Source organism: Aestuariicoccus sp. MJ-SS9 (assembly GCF_032586235.1).
Taxonomy (GTDB): domain Bacteria; phylum Pseudomonadota; class Alphaproteobacteria; order Rhodobacterales; family Rhodobacteraceae; genus Aestuariicoccus.
The window spans coordinates 56,891-77,139 of sequence record NZ_JAWHTD010000014.1 but is presented as its reverse complement, the minus strand read 5'-3'; the positions used below and the strand labels follow the sequence as shown (position 1 = coordinate 77,139).

The following is a 20,249-nucleotide window of genomic DNA, read 5'->3' as shown; positions in this document are numbered from 1 at the left end:
GGCAGATGGTCCCCGGGTGCATTCACGGGAGCCATGTCATGCGGCACAACCGCCTTGATCTGAGTACGGCCTATCTGGCGCAGGCGCGCAGCCACCGCGGACAGCCCGTTGCCACCGCGCTGATGCGCGCCGGCCATCTGTCTCCCTCCGGGGCGATGCGGGCACTGGCCGAAAGCGGGCGTTCCAAGGCGAGCGTCGCGCAGGTGGTCCACACCGAAGGGCTCGCCAGCGCCAATGACATCCTTAAGGCCAGCGCGCTGCATTGGGGCGCGATGCGGGTGACGCGGGACGAACATCCCCCCGACCCCGCGCTGACAGGCCTGCTGGAGCCTGAGACCTGCCTGCGCTTCGGCATCCTGCCCTGGCTGCGCATCGGCGAGACCCTGATGCTGGCCACCTCCCGCCCCGAGGAGTTCGACGCCACGCTCGCCGCCCTGCCGCCCGGCCTGGGCCCGGTGATGATGGCCGTCACCCACGAGGCAGACATCCACGCCGAGATCGCCGCGCGGCACGGGCCGGCGCTGGCGCGGCTGGCGGAGACGTCGGTCGCCGCGGACGAAAGCTGTCGCGACATGAACATCGCCAATCCTCGCACTGCGCGCGCCGCGGCGGGGCTGGCGCTGCTCTGCGTCGGCACGCTGGCGCTGGCGCCGCAGCTCTTCTTCGCGGCCATTGCCGGTGCCGGGCTGATCACGCTGGTGGCGGCGCAGCTTTTCAAGCTGGCGGCGCTGGCGGCCGCCCTTCGCCGCCCGACGCGGCCCGCAGCGCCGCCCGCAACCCTGACCGACCGCGCGGTGCCCACTGTGTCGATGCTGGTGCCGCTCTTTCACGAAGAGGACATCGCCGGGGCGCTGGTCGAACGGCTGGGGCGGCTCAGCTATCCGAAATCCCGGCTGGACGTGGTGCTGGTGCTCGAGGCGGACGACACCACCACACGCGCAGCACTTGCGCGCGCGACCCTGCCCCCCTGGATGCGCGTGATCGAGGTGCCGGACGGTGCGGTGCGCACCAAGCCCCGGGCGCTGAACTATGCCCTGCGCTTTTGCCGCAGCGACATCGTGGGCGTCTACGACGCCGAGGATTCCCCGGCGCCCGACTAGCTCGAACGGGTCGCCGCACATTTCGCCCGCGCCCCCGCCGAGGTCGCCTGCCTGCAGGGGATCCTGGATTTCTACAACCCCAAGGCCAACTGGCTGTCGCGCTGCTTTGCCATCGAATACGCCAGCTGGTTCCGCATCCTGCTGCCGGGGATCGCCCGGCTGGGCTTTGCCATTCCGCTTGGCGGCACCACGGTGTTTTTCCGCCGCGAGGCGCTGGAAAAGGTGCGCGGCTGGGACGCCCATAACGTGACCGAGGACGCCGATCTGGGCATGCGCCTGGCGCGCTACGGCTATCGCACCGAACTGGTGGCGACGGTGACCCGCGAAGAGGCCAACAACCGTCTCTGGCCCTGGATCAAGCAGCGTTCGCGCTGGCTCAAGGGCTATATGGTCACCTGGCTGGTGCATATGCGCCGGCCCGTGCGGCTCTGGCACGAGCTGGGGGCGTGGCGGTTTCTGGGCTTTCAGCTGACCTTCCTGACGGCGATCTCGCAATTCATCCTGGCGCCGATGCTGTGGTCGTTCTGGGCCGGAGCCTTCGGCGCGCTGCATCCCGCGTTGAGCGACGGCGCGCTCTGGCAAGCGCCGCTGCTGCTGGCGCTGTTCCTGTCGGCCGAGGCCGCGTCGTTGGTGGTCAGCTTTGCCGCGCTGTCGCGCAGCCCGCATGACGGGCTGATGCCCTGGGTGCCGACGCTGGCACTTTATTTTCCGCTGGGCGTGATCGCCGCCTACAAGGCGCTGTGGGAGCTGTTCGCCAAGCCTTTCTACTGGGACAAGACCGAGCACGGCCGCTCTCGCCCCGACCATGCCGCCGCCGATCTGCCTTTCGGCGACTGAGGCGCGGCCCTAACCGCCGGCCTTGGAATCGAGCTTTAGCCGCGTGACGAAGGCCACCGAGATGTGATCGCGCAGCGCCTTGTTGGCCGCGTCCTCGTCGCGCCGCGCGATGGCGTCGACGATCGCCTGATGCTCGGCCAGCGCGATCTCGCCCCGGCCCTGTGCGGCCAGCGACGTGGTCGCCATCAGCGCCATCGACCGGTGCACCAGGTCGAGCTGCTGCACCAGGTAGCGGTTGTGCGACGCCAGGTGGATCATCTTGTGAAACCGCCGGTTCGCCCGCGCCAGCGCCGACGGGTCGTTCAGCAGCGCGCGGTCCTCGGTGACCATGTCGCGCAGCACCTCGATCTCTTCCTCGGTGGCGTGGCGCGCCGCCAGCCGCGCGGCCAGCCCCTCGAGCTCGGTGCGCACCACGTAGAGCTCGGCCATCTGGTTGTGATCGAGCGACGCCACGATCAGCGACCGCCCGTCGCGCGCCAGCAGCGACTGCGTCTCGAGCCGTTGCAGCGCCTCGCGGATCGGGGTGCGCGACACGCCAAAGCGTTCGGCCAGATCGCTTTCCACCAGCCGGTCGCCAGGGCGGAAGACGCCCACGTCGATGGCCTCGAGGATCAGCGAATAGGCGTCTTTCTGGGCGGGCTTGATCTGGTTCATGGGGCGGTCCTTGCCGTGGCTTGCGCCACGATAGACCGCGCGCGCCACGGCAGGCAAGCTTGGCCATTGCCGCGGCGCGTCTGGCGGTCTACCTCTAGCGCCATGCCAAAGTCCGCCTTTTCCCATATCCGTCAGTGGGTCTTCGACCTCGACAACACGCTTTACCCGCCCGCGGTGCGGCTTTTCGACCAGATCGAAGAGCGGATGGTCGCCTTCGTGATGCAGACGCTGGGGGTCGACCGCGCCCGCGCCAACGACCTGCGGCGGCAGTACTGGCACGAATACGGCACGACGCTGGCCGGGCTGATGCACAATCACCAGATCGACCCCGAGGCCTTTATGGAGGATGTGCACGACATCTCGTTCGACGCGCTGGCGCCCGATCCGCATCTCTCCGAGCTGATCGCGAACCTGCCCGGCCGGCGCATCGTCTACACCAACGGCAGCGCGCCTTACGCGGCGCGGGTTCTGAAGGCGCGTGGGCTCGACGCGGCGTTCGATGCGATCTACGGGGTCGAGCACGCGGGCTATACGCCCAAACCCCAGCGCGCGGCGTTCGAGCGGGTCTTTGCCCAGGACGGGATCGAACCCGCCGTCGCCGCGATGTTCGAGGACGAGGCGCGCAACCTCGCCGCGCCGCACGCCATGGGGATGCGCACCGTGCATGTCGCGCCCGAGGCCGAGGACGCCGATCACATCCACCACCACACCGACGATCTGGCGGGGTTCCTGTCGCGCCTGCGCTGAGCGGCTGCGGCGCTTTGACTGTGGCGGCCCCCGCCGCCCGACCCTAGATTTGGCGTAAGGAGGCCGGGACATGGACCACGACATCGTCATATCGGGCGGCGGGATTGCCGGGCTGGCGGCGGCGGCCGCCTTCGGCAACGCGGGGTTCGACGTGCTCTGCGTCGATCCAGCCCCGCCGGTGACAGACCGCGACGCCGAGGGCGCCGATCTGCGCAGCACCGCCTTCCTTCAGCCCGCGCGGGACTTTCTGGAGGCCGCAGGGCTCTGGCAGCGGCTGGAGGCCCACGCGATGCCCTTGCAGATCATGCGCATCGTCGATGCCGGCGGCGACCGGCCCGAGGCGCGGGTCACGCGGGATTTCAACGCGGGCGACATTTCCGACCGGCCCTTCGGCTGGAACCTGCCCAACTGGCTGCTGCGGCGCGAATTCACCGCGCATCTGGACGGCATGGCGCGGGTCACCTACCGCCCCGGCACCGCGACCACTTCGCTCTTCACCCGCGCCGCCGAGGCGCGTGTGGGCCTCAGCGACGGCACCCGCGTGCGCACCCGGCTGGTGATCGCCGCCGACGGGCGCAATTCGCCGATGCGGCAGGCGGCGGGCATCGGGGTGCACACCACGCGCTTCGGGCAAAAGGCGCTGGCCTTTGCGGTGACCCATCCGATCCCGCACGAAAACGTGTCGACCGAGGTGCACCGCACCGGCGGGCCCTTCACCCTGGTGCCGCTGCCCGATCATCAGGGCCGCCCCTCGTCCGCTGTGGTCTGGATGGAGCAAGGCCCCCGCGCGCAAGAGTTGCTGGAAATGGACGCGCCCGCCTTCGAGGCGGCGATGACCGAAAGGTCGGCCCATGTGCTGGGCCCGCTGACGCTGGCCTCGCGCCGGACGATCTGGCCGATCATCTCGCAAGAGGCCACCAGCCTTTACGGCGAGCGCCTGGCGCTGGTGGCCGAGGCCGCGCATGTCATGCCGCCCATCGGCGCGCAGGGGCTGAACATGTCGCTCAAGGATGTGTCGGCGCTGCTCGATCTGGCCACCGCTCGGCCCGACGCCCTGGGCGATGCCGACATGCTGGCAAGCTACCACCGCCGCCGCATCGTCGACATCCGCGCGCGGATCGCCGGGATCAAGGCGCTGAACCTCACGTCGATGGCCAGCACCCCCGCCCTGCGCGACCTGCGCGCCAAGGGGATCGAGGCGCTGCACGGGCTGACGCCCGTGCGCACCGCGCTGATGCAGCTGGGGCTGGGCGCCGCGGGGCGTTAAAGCACCTCGTCGATCACCCGGCCCAGACGCGCGACAGTGCCGTCGACGTCATAAAGCTTGTCGAGCCCGAAAAGCCCCAGCCGGAAGGTCGAGAACCCCTGAGGCTCGTCGCATTGCAGCGGCACGCCGGCGGCGATCTGCATGCCCTTGGCGGCAAAGGCACGGCCCGACTGGATCTCGGGATCGCCGGTATAGCTGACCACCACGCCCGGCGCGCCAAAGCCCTCGGCGGCGACGGATTTCACGCCCTTGGCCACCAGCATCGCCCGGACCTTGTTGCCCAGGTCCCACTGCGCGTCGCGCAGCTTGTCGAAGCCATATTCGCGGGTCTCCAGCATGGTGTCGCGGAAGGCGCGCAGCCCGTCGGTGGGCATCGTGGCGTGATAGGCATGGCCGCCGTTCTCGTAGGCCTGCATGATCTGATACCATTTCTTGAGATCGACGGCGAAGCTGTCGGACTGGGTCTGTTCCAGCCGCGCGACCGCGCGCTCGGACATCATCACCAGCCCGGCGCAGGGGGTCGCCGACCAGCCCTTTTGCGGGGCCGAGATCAGCACGTCGACGCCGGTGGCGCGCATATCGACCCAGGCGCAGCCGGAGGCGATGCAATCCAGCACCATCAGCGCGCCCACCTCATGCGCGGCCTCGGCCAAAGCGGCGATATAGGCGTCGGGCAGGATGATCCCGGCGCTGGTTTCCACATGCGGGGCGAAGACGATGTCGGGCTTGACCTCGCGGATGCGGGCCGTGACCTCGTCGATCGGCGCGGGCGCGAAAGGCGCATCCACCGCGTTGCCCTGCTGGCGGGCCTTGATCACCGTGGTGTCGGCGGCGAACTGCCCCGCGTCGAAAATCTGGCTCCAGCGGTACGAGAACCAGCCGTTGCGCACCACCAGCACGTTGGCCTCGCGGCCGAACTGGCGTGCGACCGCCTCCATCCCATAGGTGCCGCCGCCGGGGACCAGAGCGACCGCATCGGCGGCGTAAACCTCTTTCAGCATGGCCGAAATATCGGTCATCACCGTCTGAAAGGCCTTCGACATATGGTTCAGCGAACGGTCGGTGAACACGACCGAGAATTCCTCGAGCCCCTGGGGATCAATCGTATCGAGCAGCGCGGCCATCAAAACCTCCATTCCTGATTGCCCCCGTGGCTATCGCGATTGCGGCGTCTTGGCAAAACCCCCAATTGCCGCAGCCCGGCCCCGACCGCGGCCAAACTGCCGCAGCACAACACTTAAAACGTGTTTCGCCGATTCCCATGTCGCGAAAAATGCTCTAAGTTGCCTTCAAAACGACAAAAGCGGGCAAAGACCCGCGTGATTGAGCGAGCGGGCATGGCCTCTACAACCCTTCTTCTGAACGGGTTCAGTATTCTGAACGACCCCAAGGCGAACACAGCCGCCAGGGGCGGCGGGCAATTGAAAATCCACGACGGCGAGGCGGTGTTCGAAAGCGACGATATCGTCGCGCTGCTGGTCGAAAACGTGACCGTCGATGGCGTGCTGACCGACGAGTCGGTGATCGTGGGCATCGTCGTCTACGACAACGCCAGCGATTATTACAACGACGTCCCGAAATACACCTACAGCTACACCGGCAGCGGCGACGGGGCCGAGATCCCCGATGGCCGCAGCGGCATGGGCGACACCTATCTGCGGTTCGACGCGGGCGAGCTGACCTCGACCGACGCGGGCGCGCCGGTGCTGCAGGAACTGGCCATGGTCGCGGGCGTCGACCTGGTCGGCCAGGTCGAGGCGGGCGTGAACCCGATCGACGTCGACACCTATACCGACGTCGACTACAACCGCGACGGCACGATCGACGGCACCGAAGCCGCCGACGGCGCCTTTTCCAGCGAGTTGAACGACTGGATCCCCATCTGCTTCACCCGCGGCACCCTGATCGAAACCCCGGACGGCCCGCGTTTTATTGAAACGCTGCAGGTAGGCGACCGGGTCAACACGCTGGACAACGGCCCGCAGGAAATCCGCTGGATCGGCGCGCGCCGGATGCCGGGCACGGGCCACCACGCGCCGGTGCGCATCCGCGCGGGCGCGCTCGGCAATGTCCGCGATCTCTGGGTGTCGCAGAACCACCGGATGCTGATCCGGGGCGCACAGGCGGAACTGCTCTTCGGCCAGAGCGAGGTTCTGGTCGCCGCGAAACACCTGATCGACGAGGCCGCCATCCGCGTCGAGGAACGCGCGTCGGTCGAATACATCCACTTTCTCTTCGACGCCCACCAGATCGTCTTTGCCGAGGCCTGCCCGTCGGAATCGCTCTTCCCCGGCAAACAGACGCTGCAATCGGTCGACGACGCGGCACGGGACGAAATCATCGGCCTCTTTCCGGAACTGGCCCATGCCGAATGCACCGGCGACATGTCGCGCTATGCCCTGCGCGGCTACGAAGCGCAGGCGCTTGCCCGCATCGCCTGAGGCCGATGCTCAGATCGGGCCGGGACGGCGCTCTTCGCTCAAAAGCACGTTCGCCTCGACATTGCCGACCCCGGGCAAAGTCATGATCCGCCGCCGCAGCACACGCTCGAAATCGGGGATGTCGCGGGCCACGACCCGCAGGCGGTAATCGTACATGCCCAGCACGTGTTCCACCGTCTGTACCTCGGGGATGGCGGTGACCGCGCGTTCGAAATCCTCCAGGCTGACGCGGCCCTTGGTGGCCAGCTTGATGCCCAGAAACACCGTCACCCCGAACCCCAGCGCCTGCAGATCGAGGTCGAGCCTGCGGCCCTCGAAGACGCCCGCCTCTTCCAGCCGCCGGATCCGGCGCCAGCAGGCCGGCTGCGACAGGCCCAGCGCGCGCCCCAACGCCCCGGCGCTGCGGGTGGCATCCTCGGTCAGCGCCCGAATGAGCGCGCGGTCGGTGGCGTCGAGCGCGATCACAGCGGCAGCCTCTCGGCGGCCTTGACCCGCGCCACATGCATCAGCGCCTCGATATCGGCGATATGGGGCAGCATCAGCACCCTGTCGCGGTAAATCTGCTGGTAATGCGCCATGTCGCGCGCCACCACGTAAAGCCGCACATCCACCTGGCCCAGAAAGGTCTGGATCTCGGTCACCTCCGGCACCTCGCGCGCCGCCTCGATGAAGTCGTCGAAGGCGCGCGATTGCGTCTTGTCCAGCGTCACCCGCAGGCTGACCTCGACCTCGTACCCCAGCGCAGGCCAGTGAACGACCCCGCGCACGCCGCGCAGCACGCCTGCCGCCCGCATCCGCTCCAGCCGGCGGCCCAGGGTCGAGGGCGTGACACCTGCCCGTTCGGCCAGATCGCCCGCCGCCAGATCCGGCGCCGCCTGATACTGGCGCAGAATACGCCGATCCGTGTTATCGAGCATGATTTTACCGCTTACCTGCAATTCAGAGAATGATTTCTCTTCTTCTTGGCAAAAATACTCAAAAAACGCAAACACCCTCTCTGCCGCCCGCCTAGAGTGCGCCGCAGTCACATAACCGGAGGACCAACCATGCGCGTGTATTACGACCGCGATTGCGACATCAACCTGATCAAGGACATGAAAGTGGCCATCCTGGGCTACGGCAGCCAGGGCCACGCCCATGCGCTGAACCTGCGCGACAGCGGCGCCAAGAACGTCGTCGTCGCCCTGCGCGAGGGCTCGCCCTCGGCCAAGAAGGCCGAAGGCGAAGGGCTCAAGGTCATGGGCATCGCCGAGGCCGCGGCCTGGTGCGACCTGATCATGTTCACCATGCCCGACGAACTGCAGGCCGAGACCTACAAGAAATACGTCCACGACAACCTGCGCGACGGCGCGGCCATCGCGTTCGCCCACGGGCTCAACGTGCATTTCGGCCTGATCGAGCCCAAGCCCGGCGTCGACGTGATCATGATGGCGCCCAAGGGCCCCGGCCACACCGTGCGCGGCGAATACACCAAGGGCGGCGGCGTGCCCTGCCTGGTGGCCGTCAACAACGACGCCTCGGGCCGCGCGCTGGAAATCGGCCTGTCCTACTGCTCGGCCATCGGTGGCGGTCGGTCGGGCATCATCGAGACCGACTTCAAGGAAGAATGCGAAACCGACCTCTTCGGCGAGCAGGCCGTGCTCTGCGGTGGCCTGGTCGAGCTGATCCGCATGGGCTTCGAAACCCTGGTCGAGGCGGGCTACGCCCCCGAGATGGCCTATTTCGAATGCCTGCACGAGGTGAAGCTGATCGTCGACCTGATCTATGAGGGCGGCATCGCCAACATGAACTACTCGATCTCGAACACCGCGGAATACGGCGAATACGTCTCTGGCCCGCGCATCCTGCCCTATGACGAGACCAAGGCGAAAATGAAGGCGGTTCTGACCGACATCCAGAACGGCAAGTTCGTGCGTGACTTCATGCTGGAAAACGCCGTGGGCCAGCCGTCGTTCAAGGCGACCCGTCGCATCAACGACGCCCACCAGATCGAGGCAGTCGGCGAAAAGCTGCGCGCCATGATGCCGTGGATTTCCGCGGGCAAGATGGTCGACAAGGAAAAGAACTGACCCCGGTCAGTCATGAAGGGCCCGGGCGGTTGCGCCCGGGCCATCGCGCCGCAAGCGGCGTCCGGTCAGAGATCGTCCTTCAACTGCAGCACGCACCACCCGAGCAGCACCAGAAGAATGAAGATCGGCAAAACAAAGAACGCGTCCATGAAAACCCCTCCTATCGGTCTGTAGACGTTTAAGGTAACCGCTCGACCGGTCGAGACAACCGCCATCGGCGCGGCTTCGCGCAACCCATGGACCGAGTGGTGAATTTTTATGCAGACCGAACCGAAGATCACGCCCGGCAGCTGGGCCATGGTGGGCACGCTGGGGCTGATCTGGGGCGCGACTTTCATGATCATCGAGCTGGCGCTCGAAGGAATCACACCCTTTTGGCTCGCCGCCGCGCGCATCAGCTTTGCTGCGCTGCTGACGCTGTTCATCTGGGGTCTGCGCGGCTGGCCTTTGTTCCAGAGCGGGCAACGCCCGTGGGGCCTGCTGGCGGTGATCGGCATGCTCAGCTCGGCGGTGCCGTTCATGCTGCTCAGCTGGGGCCAGCAATATGTGACCTCGGGCTTTGCCGGGGTCAGCATGGCGGCGGTCGTGCTGATGGTGTTGCCGCTGGCGCATCTTTTCATCCCGGGCGAGCGCATGGGGCCGCGCCGCATCGCGGGCTTTCTCATCGGCTTTGTCGGCGTCGTCGTTCTGATCGGCGATGAGGCCCTCGCCTCGACCGGCGCGGCGCTGGAACCCGCCGGGCGGCTGGCCTGCCTCGCGGCGGCGGGCTGCTATGCGGTCAGTTCGGTAATGATGCGCCGCCTGCCGCCGGTGGATGCGATCGGGTTGGCGGCGATGCCGATGCTCTTCGGCATGGCGCTGGTGGTGCCGCTGGCCTGGGCGGTCGAAGGCCCGCCGCCCCTGCCCGACACCCATACGCTGATACTGCTGGCCTTCCTAGGGCTGGTGCCGACCGCCGGGGCTAACCTGTTGCGGGTCCTGGTGATCCGCAGCGCTGGGCCGGTGTTCATGAGCCTGACCAATTACCAGGTGCCGCTATGGTCGGTGATCCTGGGCGTCTGGCTGCTGGACGAGCCGCTGCGCCCCTCGCTTCTGATCGCGCTGGTGCTGATCCTTGCGGGCGTCGGCCTCAGCCAGTGGCGGGCTTTGAGCGGGCTCTTCGGTTCCGGCGCAACACGGCCCCGGACCTGATCCGGGGCCTTCCGGCGGACCTTACTCCCAGCAGCTGACCAGCACCGTGATCCCCGTCGCCAATGAGGTCAGATCCTCCGGCGCCATCACCGCCACCTGTTCGGTGGATTGCCCGTTCACCCCGGCATCCTCGAAAAGCGCCATGATTTCATCCGCCTGCGCGGCAAAGCTCACGTTATCGGGCAGTTGTCGCGCGCCGTCCTCGCGCGGCAGCAGCATGCCCAGAACCGCGCCGCCGGTGTCGAAGACCGGCCCGCCCGCATCGCCCGGCAGCGACGCCAACGCCAGCCGTTTGAGCCGCGTGTCGCCCTCCAGCCCGCGCAGATCCTCAAGCCGGCCGAAGGTCAGCGTCGGCGCGCTCAGCACGCCGCCGAAGGAATAGCCCGACACGGCGACCTCGGATTGCAGCCGGGGCGTTGACATCTGGAAGGCCGCATAGCCGCGCGGGGCCAGCGCATCCACGGGCCGCAGCACCGCGACGCCCAGATCGCCGTTGCTGGCCGCCAGACGCATTTCGAAATCGTCCTCGATGGTGATGCGCGCGCAGGCCTCGACCGCCGCAGCACTGGTCACCACGCTGCCGCCGTTGTCGACGAAAAAGCCCGAGGCCGTGACCTTGGGCTTGCGCACCCGCAGCCCCGACACCAGGTCGACCGATTGCGCCTCGCCGCTGACGGCGGCCGGGTCCAGCACCGCATCGGTGGTGGCAAAGCTTTGGCGCATGAGGGCCAGAACCCGCGTCCGGCGCTCCTCGTCGCCCGCGGGCCAGATCAGCGTGAAGCCCTTGATCGCCCCGTCCTCGAGCCTGACTTCGGTATGGCTGACGATGCGGGCGTTCGCGCCGGTCAGCAGAAAGCCGCTCTGCGCGCGCTCCCGCTCGCCGTCCAGCGGGACGATCTCCAGCGTCTGCATGATCTCGTAAAGGCCGTTCATCGTGGTGCGGTCGCCCGGCTGGCTGATCAGCAGCACCCGCACCGGCAGATCGCCGGTGGGGCCGTATTGCACGAAGGGCGCCTCGACGCTGTCGAAGGCCAGCGCATCCATGGGCAGCTCGATGCTGATCCCGGCGCGCGTGTCTGTAACCAGCCGCATCCCCAGCCCGTCCAACACGGCGTTGTACTGGCGCAAAAGCTCGGCGCGCTGGCGGGTGGTCAGAATGCCCGTCGGCTCGAACCCGTTGGCCGTCTGCCAGCCCGCCATGGACCGGCGCGTGCCGCGACCGAAGGCGCCGTCGATGGCGGCGTCGTAGAACCCGGCCCATTGCAGCGCGACCTGCAGCGCCTCGCGTTCGGCGCGGGTCAGCTGCGCCTCGCTGGCGCGCGCCTGGCGCGGGGTTTCGTCGGGGACGACCGGATCGGGCGCGGGGGCAGCCTCGGCGCTGTCGGTCATGGGCGCAGGCGCGGCCTCGGCCCCCACGGGCCAGAACCGGCGCTGATAATCAGCGCGCTCCGACAGATAGGCATCGCCCGGGATCTGCCCCTGCCCGATCAGTTGACGGCGCAGCGCGTCGGCCTCGCCGGCGGCGAAGGGGCCCAGCGCGATGCCATACCAGCCACCGCCGAGCGCAAAGCCGTTCACATCCGCCAGATAGGTGGCATAGTCGCGCACCCTCTGTTCGGCCTGGGTCAGGCTGGGTTGCGCCTCGATCTGGATATAGGCCTGCTGCGCCGCCGCCCGGGTCGCCGTCATCGTTACCGTTAAAAACAGCACCGCAATCAGTGCCGGTAGAAATCGTGTCATGCTCAAATCTGCCTTCTGGTCTGCCCGTCTCCGGTTATGCCCCATGTTTAACAAAAGCCGCCGCCCATGCACCTGAAAAAAATATGGCCCGTCCCGCAATTGACCCTTGTGGCCGCGGCGCATAATCAGACGGCCAAAGCAACGGAGCCGCAGATGACCGACAGTGCCGACAAACCGCGCAGCTTTCAGGACATTATCCTGCGTTTGCAGACCTATTGGGCCGCGCGCGGCTGCACCATCCTGCAGCCCTACGACATGGAGGTAGGCGCGGGCACCTTTCACCCCGCCACCACGCTGCGCAGCCTCGGCTCAAAGCCCTGGACGGCGGCCTATGTCCAGCCCTCGCGCCGCCCCACGGACGGGCGCTATGGCGACAGCCCGAACCGCTGGCAGCATTACTACCAGTTCCAGGTGATCATCAAACCCTCGCCGGCCGATCTGCAGGACATCTATCTCGGCTCGCTCGAGGCGATCGGGATCGACATGGGGATGCACGACATCCGCTTTGTCGAGGACGACTGGGAAAGCCCCACGCTGGGCGCCTGGGGCCTGGGATGGGAGGTCTGGTGCGACGGTATGGAGGTGAGCCAGTTCACCTATTTCCAGCAGGTCGGCGGACACGATTGCCACCCCGTCGCGGGCGAGCTCACCTACGGGCTGGAGCGGCTGGCGATGTATGTGCTGGGCTATGACGACGGCAACGAGATGCCCTTCAACGACCCCGACGCGCCCATCCCGCTGACTTATGGCGATGTCTTCCGCGAGGCCGAGGCGCAATACGCCCGCTGGAATTTCGACGTGGCCGACACCGAGGTTCTGCTTCGACATTTCGAGGATGCCGAGGCCGAATGCGCCCGCATCCTCGACCAGCCTGCCACCGACCCCAAGACCGGCCGCCGCATCGTCATGGCGCAGCCCGCCTATGACCAGTGCATCAAGGCCAGCCATGTCTTCAACCTGCTGGACGCGCGGGGCGTGATCTCGGTCACCGAGCGGCAGGCCTATATCGGGCGGGTGCGGACGCTGGCCAAGATGTGCGCCGACGCCTTCGTGATGACCGAGGCCGGGGGATATGCCGATGCCTGACAGCCCGGCTGTCCTGCGTGCGCGGCTGGCGTTGTGGCAACTGGCCGACCGGATCAAACCGGCCCGCCGCGCCAGCAAACGCCGCGCCGCGGCACTGGCGCAGCTCGAGGGCGAGGCCTATCTGCGCGCGGCCAATGCCGCGGCGCGCGGCATCCGCGGCACCCATCCGACCTTTGCCCGCGACGGCGACAGCGGGCTCTTCGAATGCCACGACGGCGCGCAGGTGCATTGCTTCGCGCACCGCCCCCGGGTCAGCTATTACCTGTCAGGCCTGGCGCGGCGCGGGCAGCAGCTAGCCGGCGAATACCTGCTGGAGCATGTGGATTTCGGCACCGACCCGCGTATCGTCGACATCGGCGCCAATGTGGGCGATCTGGCGCTGGCCTTGCAGGCGCGCGGCGTGACCGCCTCGCTCACCAGTTTCGAGCCTTCGCCGATGGAATTCGCCGCACTCGAGCGCAATCTCGCCGCCAATCCCGCCGTCACCGGCCATGACGCGCGGAACGCCGCCGCCTGGAAGGACGCGACCGAGGCGATGACCTTCTACCTGAAATCCGGCAGCGCGGATTCCTCGCTTTTGCCGATTGAGGGGTACGACACGAAAATCGACGTCCCCACGGTGCGGCTGGACGACGCCCTGCCCCGTGACGCCGACTATACCCTGCTGAAGCTCGAGGCCGAGGGCGCGGAACCCGAGATCCTCGAAGGCGCGTCGCAGGTGATCCGGCAATTCCGCTTTGTCGCCGCCGATGTCGGGTTCGAGCGCGGGATGAAGCATGAAAGCACCCTGCCCGAGGTCACCGAATTCATGCTGGATCACGGCTTTGGCATCCGCGCGGTCGGTCGTCAGCGTCTGGTTCTGCTTTTTGAACGCAAGGAGGGCCGCGCATGACCGGCAAGTTCCTGGCCATCCTGCTGTTGCTCTCGGCGCTGGTGGGCGGCGTGGCGATGTATTACCTGCAGGTCTACGCCTATTACGAAGAGGTCGTGCCCACCGGCACCGACGACGTTATGCTGACCGCGCTGGACGGCACGCGCGCGCCGATCCCCTTTGCCAACTTTCAGGGCATCGACGCCGAAAGCTCGCCCATCCGCTACCGCGTCTGTTTCGACACCACGCTGACGCTGGACGAGGCCACGGCCCGCTATGAACCCTACGACAACGCCGCCCCCCGCGTCGCCCCCGGCTGGTTCGACTGTTTCGACGCCGAGGCCATCGCCGCCGAAATGGACGCCGGAACCGCGAAGGTCTTCGTCGATCAGCGCAACCGCGAATTCGGCATCGACCGGGTGGTCGCCATCACCGAAGACGGGCGCGGCTATGTCTGGCACGAGATTAACGAATGCGGCGACAAGGCCTATGACGGCAGCCCGCTGGGCGACGAATGCCCGCCCCGAGACGGAGTAAACTGATGCCCGATCTGCTGATCGAACTCTTTTCCGAGGAAATCCCCGCCCGGATGCAATCCAAGGCGGCCGAGGATCTGAAAAAGCTGTTGACCGACGGTCTGGTCGAGGCCGGGCTGACCTATGCCGGGGCCGCCGCCTTTTCGACGCCGCGCCGGCTGACGCTGACCGTCGAGGGGTTGACGGCCTCGTCGCCCACCCTGCGCGAGGAACGGCGCGGGCCCAAGGTGGGCGCACCCGACAAGGCCATCGAGGGCTTTCTGCGCGGCGCGGGCGTGGCGCGCGAGGATCTGGTCGAGCGTGAGGAAAAGAAGGGCACCTTCTACTTCGCCACCGTGGTCACCCCGGGCCGCCCCGCGGCAGAGATCGTGGCGGAAGTGCTGGAAAAGACCATCCGCCATTTCCCCTGGCCCAAGTCCATGCGCTGGGGCGAGGGCAGCCTGCGCTGGGTCCGCCCGTTGCACCGCATCCTGTGCCTGCTGACCGACGAGGCGGGCGCCGAGGTGGTGCCGCTCGACGTCGATGGGATCAAGGCCGGCGATGTGACCGAAGGCCACCGCTTCATGGGCAAGGGCCCCTTTGCCGTGACCTCGTTCGAGGAATACGAGGCGCGGCTCAAGCGCGACAAGGTCATCCTGTCCGCCGACGAACGCGCCCAGGCGATCTGGCACGACGCCACCAACCTCGCCTTTGCCCAGGGGCTGGAAGTGGTCGAGGACCGCGGCCTTCTGGCCGAGGTGGCCGGACTGGTGGAATGGCCCGTGGTGCTGATGGGCGAGATCGGAGAGCAGTTTCTCGACCTGCCGCCCGAGGTGCTGCAAAGCTCAATGAAAGAGCACCAAAAGTTCTTTTCGGTGAAGAACCCCAAGACCGGGCGGATCGAGAAATTCGTCACCGTCGCCAATATCGAGGCCCCGGACCACGGCGCGACGATCCTGGCGGGCTACCAAAAGGTGCTGGCGGCGCGTCTGGCCGATGCCAAGTTCTTCTGGGAGAACGACCTGCGCGTCGCCCGCACCGGCGATCTGTCGCCCTGGACCAACGCGCTGGCCAGCGTGACCTTCCACAACAAGCTGGGGTCGGTCGGGGATCGGATCGAGCGGGTCGCGGCGCTGGCCCGCACCATCGCCCCGGCTGTGGGTGCGGATGCGGCGCTTGCCGAACAGGCCGCGCGCGTCGCCAAGGCTGACCTGTCGTCCGAGATGGTCTTTGAATTCCCGGATCTTCAAGGACTTATGGGCCGTTATTACAGCAACGCCGCAGGCCTGCCTGCCGAGGTGGCGAACGCCTGCGAGGAACACTATTCGCCGCTCGGCCCCTCTGACGACGTGCCCGCCGCACCCGTGTCGGTCGCCGTGGCGCTGGCCGACAAGATCGACATGCTGACCGGCTTCTGGGCCATCGACGAAAAGCCAACCGGCTCGAAGGACCCCTTCGCGCTGCGCCGCGCCGCGCTCGGGCTGATCCGGCTGGTGCTGAACAATGGCCTCGACCTGCCGCTCGACCGCTACATCGGCGCGCAGCTGGTGCGCCAGAAAATCCATCTAAACGGCGACGCCACCGACGAGGCCCTGAAAGCGCTGAAAGACCTCGTCGACGAGATAGCCGATCATGGCGTCTTTGGCGCGGCCCTCAACGCCATCCACGAACGGCTGAGCGGCGAAGCGACGCTGCTGAGCGCCGTTGGCGAACGGGTGCCGGGACTGTCGAACGACTTGCTGGACTTCTTCCACGACCGGCTCAAGGTGCATCTGCGCGACGAGGGCATCCGGCATGACGTGATCGACGCCTGCCTGGCGATGGAGGGATCGGACGATCTGGCCCTGCTGGTCCGGCGCGCCGAATCGCTCGAGGCGTTTCTGCGCACCGAGGATGGCGAAAACCTGGTGCAGGGGTTCCGGCGCGCCAACAACATCCTCACCCAGGCCGAGGAGAAGGACGGGGTCGAATACAGCTTTGGCGCGGATCGCAAATATGCCGAGGATGCCACCGAAACCGCGCTCTTCGACGCGCTCGACGCCGCCGAGGCCAGGATCACCCCTGCGATGCAGGACCGCGATTTCGCCGCCGCCATGGCCGCGATGGCCGATCTGCGCGCGCCCATCGACGCCTTCTTCGAGGCGGTCCAGGTCAATGCCGAAAACACCGTGGTGCGGCGCAACCGGCTCAACCTTCTCAGCCGGATCCGGGCGATCTGTCTGCAAGTGGCCGATCTGACGCAGCTGGAGGGCTGACAGGCGAAAGTGTAAACATAGCTTGTCAGACAGGTGTCAGGGAGTATGCTGCACTGCGGAAAGCACAGGTCCCCCGTGAACACGCACCTAGAGCCAGACGCCGACGTCACCCTGATCACCTCCACCGCCCCGGTGGCGACGCCGACCCATGGCGGGCGGGCGAAATGCCTGCAGCGTCTGGTGCGGCTCGATCTGCCGGTTCCGCGCACGGTGGCGCTGTCGTTCGGCACGGTGCACGGCATCGCGGCGGGCCACATGCCCGAGATCGGCAAGATCCTGTGCCAGTTCGCGCCCAATGCCCTGCTTTGCGTGCGCCCCTCGTCCGAGGACCCCGACTGGGGCGGGCCGGGCGCGATCCTGAACATCGGCATGAACGACGCCGCTTGCGCGGCGCTCGCCGACCGCATCGGGGGAACGGCGGCGCAGGCGCTTTATACGAAATTCGTGCATTCCTACGCGGTCCATGTGGCGCGGCTCGACCCGGATGTCTTCGAGGACATCGAGGCCGACGGCGCCGAGGGGCTGGCGGAATCGCTGTCCACCTACGAGGAAGAGGCCGAAGAGCCCTTCCCCACCGACCCCGCCGTGCAGCTGACCGAGGTCCTGCGCTCGATGGCGCGGGCTTGGGAGGGCACCACGGCCCGGCTGCTGCGACAGGCCAAGGGCGCGCCTGTGGATGCGGGGCTGGGGCTGGTGGTGCAGGAAATGGCGCTGGGTCTGGGCAGGGGCGAATGCGGTTCGGGCGTGTTGCAGCTGGTCAATTCCGACACCGGCCTGCCGCAGATCACCGGCCGCTATCTGAGCCAGAGCCAGGGGCGCGAGGCGCTCGAGGCCGGGCCGAAATCGCTCTACCTGGAACGCGACCCGCGCGGACCCTCGCTTGAAGAACTGGCGCCCGAGGCCTTCGCCGAGCTCAAGCGCCAGGCCGCGCTGATGCGTGAGCGGCTGCGCGAGGAAATGCAGATCGAGTTCACCATCGAGAACGGCGCGGTGCACATCCTCGACGGTGTGCGCGTGGCCCGCAGCCCGCGCGCGGCGCTGCGTATCGCGGTCGAACTGGCGCGCGACGGGATCATCACGCCGCAAGAGGCGGTGATGCGGGTCGAACCGCGGGCGCTCTCGGAATTGCTGCACCGCCAGATCGCGCCGGATGCCGAACGCGACGTGATCGGATCGGGTGTCGCCGCCAGCCCCGGCGCCGCCACCGGGCGCATCGTCTTCAGCGCCTCCGAGGCGCAGGCCAGCGCCGCGCGCGGCGAGGCCTGCGTTCTGGTGCGCCGTGAAACCTCGCCCGAGGATGTGCGCGGGATGCACGCCGCCAGCGCCGTGCTGACCGAACGCGGCGGCATTACCAGCCACGCCGCCGTCATCGGGCGCGGACTGGGCCTGCCTTGCGTCGTGGGGGCGGCGCGGATGCGGTTTCAGATCCGGCGCAAGGTTCTGGTGGGCGAAAAGGGACGTACCTTCCGCGAGGGCGACGTGATCACCGTGGACGGCACCACCGGCCAGGTGCTGAAAGGCGCGCCCAAGATGACCGAAGCCACGCTCGACGACGCCTTTACCACGCTGATGTCCTGGGCCGACGCCGAGCGCGACATCGGCATTCGCGCCAATGCCGACACGCCGGCCGATGCCGCCACCGCGCGCAACTTCGCGGCGCAGGGGATCGGCCTGTGCCGCACCGAACACATGTTCTTCGAGACCGAGCGGCTGACGCCCATGCGCGAAATGATCTTCGCCGACGCGCCCGACGACCGGAAGGCGGCGCTGGCCGTGTTGCTGCCGATGCAGCGCGCCGACTTCACCGAGCTTTTCCGCATCATGGAGGGCATGCCGGTCTGCATCCGCCTTTTCGATCCGCCGCTGCACGAATTCCTGCCCACCGACCGCGCCGGGCTGCGCGATCTGGCCGAGGCGCTGGATCTGCCGATCAGCGACGTCACCCGCCGGGTCGAGGCGATGGGCGAATACAACCCCATGCTGGGCATGCGCGGCGTGCGTCTGGGCATCACTGTCCCCGAGATCTACGACATGCAGGCCCGCGCGATATTTGAGGCGACGCTCGATGCCTCGAAGGATGGCGCGCCGGTGGTGCCCGAGATCATGCTGCCGCTGGTGTCGGCAAAGCGCGAGGTCGAACTGGTGCGCACCCGCATCGACGCGGTCGCGGCGGCCGTGCGCAACGAACGCGGGCGCGATTTCACCTACCGGCTGGGGGTGATGGTCGAAACCCCGCGCGCCTGCCTGCGCGCCGACGAGATCGCCCAGCACGCGCATTTCCTGTCCTTCGGCACCAACGATCTGACGCAGATGACCTATGGCCTGTCGCGCGACGACGCGGGGCGGTTCATGTCCGAATACGTCAGCCAGGGGGTCTTTGCCGAAGACCCGTTCCACATTCTCGACACCGAGGGCGTGGGCGAGCTTTTGCGCATCGGCGTGGCGCGCGGGCGCGAGGGTCGCCCGGACATGACGATGTCGATCTGCGGCGAACATGCGGGCAATGCCGAATCAATCGCCTTTTGCCGCGCCTGCGGGCTCGACTATGTCAGCTGCTCGCCGTTCCGGGTTCCGGTGGCGCGACTGGCTGCCGCACAATTGGCCATCCGCGACAAGATCGGGTAGCGCGTTAGCGCCAACCCCACGAGATTTTGGTTCGCCGCCCCGGTGACTGGCGGCCATGTGTCCCGTGCATGGGCCCGGGTGTGGACGAATTGCCTAAAATTCGCTAGGAGGCTCGTTTTTAAAGCCCCCGCGTCCAAGTCGAGGGGCATGACCACGACGAGGAATGTTCCTATGCTCCGTATTCTGATGACCGCGCTCATCGTGTCGGCAGGCGCCCTGCCCGCCGTGACGACCGGCGCAGACGCTGGCACGGATGCCCTGCTGAAACTCGAACAGACCGCGCTCCGCTCCGCCAAATCCGACCATCTGGACGCGCTTGTCACTCCGGCCGCTGCCGGCAGCGCCAAGGGCGTGCGTTACGACCGCGGCTGGCTCGATGGCCAGCCCAGGGCCAAGGGCGGCGCCGAATGGGAATGCCTGGCCGAGGCGCTTTACTTCGAGGCGCGTGGCGAGACCGTGAAAGGCCAGTTCGCCGTGGCCGAGGTGATCCTGAACCGCGTCGACAGCGGCCGCTTTCCCGACAGCGTCTGCGGCGTGATCCACCAGGGCACCGGCAAGCGCTATGGCTGCCAGTTCACCTATACCTGCGACGGTCATCCCGAAAAGATCAGCGAACCGACCGCCTGGGCGCGCGTCGGCAAGGTGGCCAAGGCGATGATCAGCGGTGTCGCGCCGCGCAACCTGACCAAGGGCGCCACGCATTACCACACCAAGGCGGTGCGCCCGGCCTGGAGCCGCGTCTACGACCACACCGCCACCATCGGCACGCACAAGTTCTATCGCCACACCTGGCGCGTCAGCGAGAACTGAGGTCGCATCCGGTCGGCACAGCGCCGTTCCGGGATGCGATC

17 protein-coding genes and 1 pseudogene are annotated in these 20,249 nt (G+C 67.4%); 12 read left to right on the top strand and 6 right to left on the bottom strand.

Translation table 11 applies throughout. The features are described 5' to 3' along the window. The first annotated feature begins 5 nt into the window (after positions 1-5). Positions 6-1,937, top strand: a pseudogene (locus tag RXV88_RS11795) (glycosyltransferase family 2 protein). 9 nt (positions 1,938-1,946) lie between these two features. Here RXV88_RS11795 and RXV88_RS11790 read toward each other — a convergent pair. After that, entirely contained in the window at positions 1,947-2,591 is a 645-nt protein-coding gene (locus RXV88_RS11790) for a GntR family transcriptional regulator (RefSeq protein WP_316293083.1), read from the bottom strand. Positions 2,592-2,693: 102 nt separating this feature from the next. Between RXV88_RS11790 and RXV88_RS11785 the strand changes: the two genes are divergently transcribed. Continuing rightward, positions 2,694-3,338 carry a pyrimidine 5'-nucleotidase gene (locus tag RXV88_RS11785; RefSeq protein WP_316293082.1) on the top strand — a complete coding sequence of 215 codons (645 nt, stop codon included), beginning with the start codon at positions 2,694-2,696 and terminating at the stop codon, positions 3,336-3,338. A 70-nt stretch (positions 3,339-3,408) separates the two neighbouring features. After that, positions 3,409-4,605 carry a UbiH/UbiF family hydroxylase gene (locus tag RXV88_RS11780; protein ID WP_316293080.1) on the top strand — a complete coding sequence of 399 codons (1,197 nt, stop codon included), beginning with the start codon at positions 3,409-3,411 and terminating at the stop codon, positions 4,603-4,605. Here the strand turns inward: RXV88_RS11780 and RXV88_RS11775 are convergent. Then, the gene (locus RXV88_RS11775; RefSeq protein WP_316293078.1) at positions 4,602-5,729 is read right to left on the bottom strand and encodes an aminotransferase class V-fold PLP-dependent enzyme; all 1,128 of its coding nucleotides are present in this window, start codon (positions 5,727-5,729) and stop codon (positions 4,602-4,604) included. The genes RXV88_RS11780 and RXV88_RS11775 overlap by 4 nt on opposite strands. Before the next feature lie 213 nt (positions 5,730-5,942). Between RXV88_RS11775 and RXV88_RS11770 the strand changes: the two genes are divergently transcribed. Next, positions 5,943-7,046 carry a Hint domain-containing protein gene (locus RXV88_RS11770; RefSeq protein ID WP_316293076.1) on the top strand — a complete coding sequence of 368 codons (1,104 nt, stop codon included), beginning with the start codon at positions 5,943-5,945 and terminating at the stop codon, positions 7,044-7,046. Positions 7,047-7,055: 9 nt separating this feature from the next. Here the strand turns inward: RXV88_RS11770 and RXV88_RS11765 are convergent, their stop codons facing one another. Together RXV88_RS11765 and RXV88_RS11760 are read right to left on the bottom strand one after the other, a co-directional pair. Beyond that, positions 7,056-7,511, bottom strand: a complete 456-nt coding sequence (locus tag RXV88_RS11765) for an Lrp/AsnC family transcriptional regulator (protein WP_316293074.1) — start codon at positions 7,509-7,511, stop codon at positions 7,056-7,058. Continuing rightward, entirely contained in the window at positions 7,508-7,963 is a 456-nt protein-coding gene (locus RXV88_RS11760) for an Lrp/AsnC family transcriptional regulator (protein ID WP_316293072.1), read from the bottom strand. The genes RXV88_RS11765 and RXV88_RS11760 overlap by 4 nt, the downstream gene beginning before the upstream one ends. Positions 7,964-8,092: 129 nt before the next feature. On the opposite strand from RXV88_RS11760, the gene ilvC reads away from it, so the two are divergent. Beyond that, the gene (ilvC, locus tag RXV88_RS11755; RefSeq protein WP_316293071.1) at positions 8,093-9,115 is read left to right on the top strand and encodes a ketol-acid reductoisomerase; all 1,023 of its coding nucleotides are present in this window, start codon (positions 8,093-8,095) and stop codon (positions 9,113-9,115) included. Positions 9,116-9,180: 65 nt separating this feature from the next. On the opposite strand, the gene RXV88_RS11750 is transcribed toward ilvC, so the two are convergent. Beyond that, positions 9,181-9,414 (bottom strand): hypothetical protein, encoded by a 234-nt coding sequence (locus RXV88_RS11750; protein ID WP_316293069.1) that lies wholly within the window; start codon positions 9,412-9,414, stop codon positions 9,181-9,183. Here RXV88_RS11750 and RXV88_RS11745 point away from each other — a divergent pair. Continuing rightward, complete coding sequence (locus RXV88_RS11745; protein WP_316293066.1) at positions 9,374-10,306, top strand: DMT family transporter; 933 nt, start codon at positions 9,374-9,376, stop codon at positions 10,304-10,306. The two genes, RXV88_RS11750 and RXV88_RS11745, sit on opposite strands and share 41 nt — an antisense overlap. A gap of 21 nt (positions 10,307-10,327) precedes the next feature. Here RXV88_RS11745 and RXV88_RS11740 read toward each other — a convergent pair whose 3' ends face one another. Continuing rightward, positions 10,328-12,046: a serine protease gene (locus tag RXV88_RS11740; protein ID WP_316293064.1), complete on the bottom strand. Its 1,719-nt coding sequence runs from the start codon at positions 12,044-12,046 to the stop codon at positions 10,328-10,330. A 153-nt stretch (positions 12,047-12,199) separates the two neighbouring features. On the opposite strand from RXV88_RS11740, the gene RXV88_RS11735 reads away from it, so the two are divergent. The 6 genes from RXV88_RS11735 to RXV88_RS11710 all read left to right on the top strand — a co-directional run bounded on the left by RXV88_RS11735 (position 12,200) and on the right by RXV88_RS11710 (position 20,208). Then, on the top strand, positions 12,200-13,132 hold the full coding sequence (locus tag RXV88_RS11735; RefSeq protein ID WP_316293061.1) for a glycine--tRNA ligase subunit alpha: 933 nt from the start codon (positions 12,200-12,202) through the stop codon (positions 13,130-13,132). Beyond that, on the top strand, positions 13,125-14,024 hold the full coding sequence (locus RXV88_RS11730) for an FkbM family methyltransferase (RefSeq protein WP_316293059.1): 900 nt from the start codon (positions 13,125-13,127) through the stop codon (positions 14,022-14,024). Before RXV88_RS11735 ends, RXV88_RS11730 begins: the two co-directional genes overlap by 8 nt. Next, entirely contained in the window at positions 14,021-14,545 is a 525-nt protein-coding gene (locus RXV88_RS11725; RefSeq protein WP_316293057.1) for a DUF6446 family protein, read from the top strand. Before RXV88_RS11730 ends, RXV88_RS11725 begins: the two co-directional genes overlap by 4 nt. After that, complete coding sequence (gene glyS, locus RXV88_RS11720; RefSeq protein WP_316293056.1) at positions 14,545-16,773, top strand: glycine--tRNA ligase subunit beta; 2,229 nt, start codon at positions 14,545-14,547, stop codon at positions 16,771-16,773. Before RXV88_RS11725 ends, glyS begins: the two co-directional genes overlap by 1 nt. 45 nt (positions 16,774-16,818) lie before the next feature. Beyond that, positions 16,819-19,398: a putative PEP-binding protein gene (locus RXV88_RS11715; protein WP_410468820.1), complete on the top strand. Its 2,580-nt coding sequence runs from the start codon at positions 16,819-16,821 to the stop codon at positions 19,396-19,398. A 171-nt stretch (positions 19,399-19,569) separates the two neighbouring features. Next, a complete protein-coding gene (locus RXV88_RS11710; protein WP_316293053.1) occupies positions 19,570-20,208 on the top strand; it encodes a cell wall hydrolase in 639 nt (212 codons plus the stop codon). The last annotated feature ends 41 nt before the right edge of the window (positions 20,209-20,249 follow it).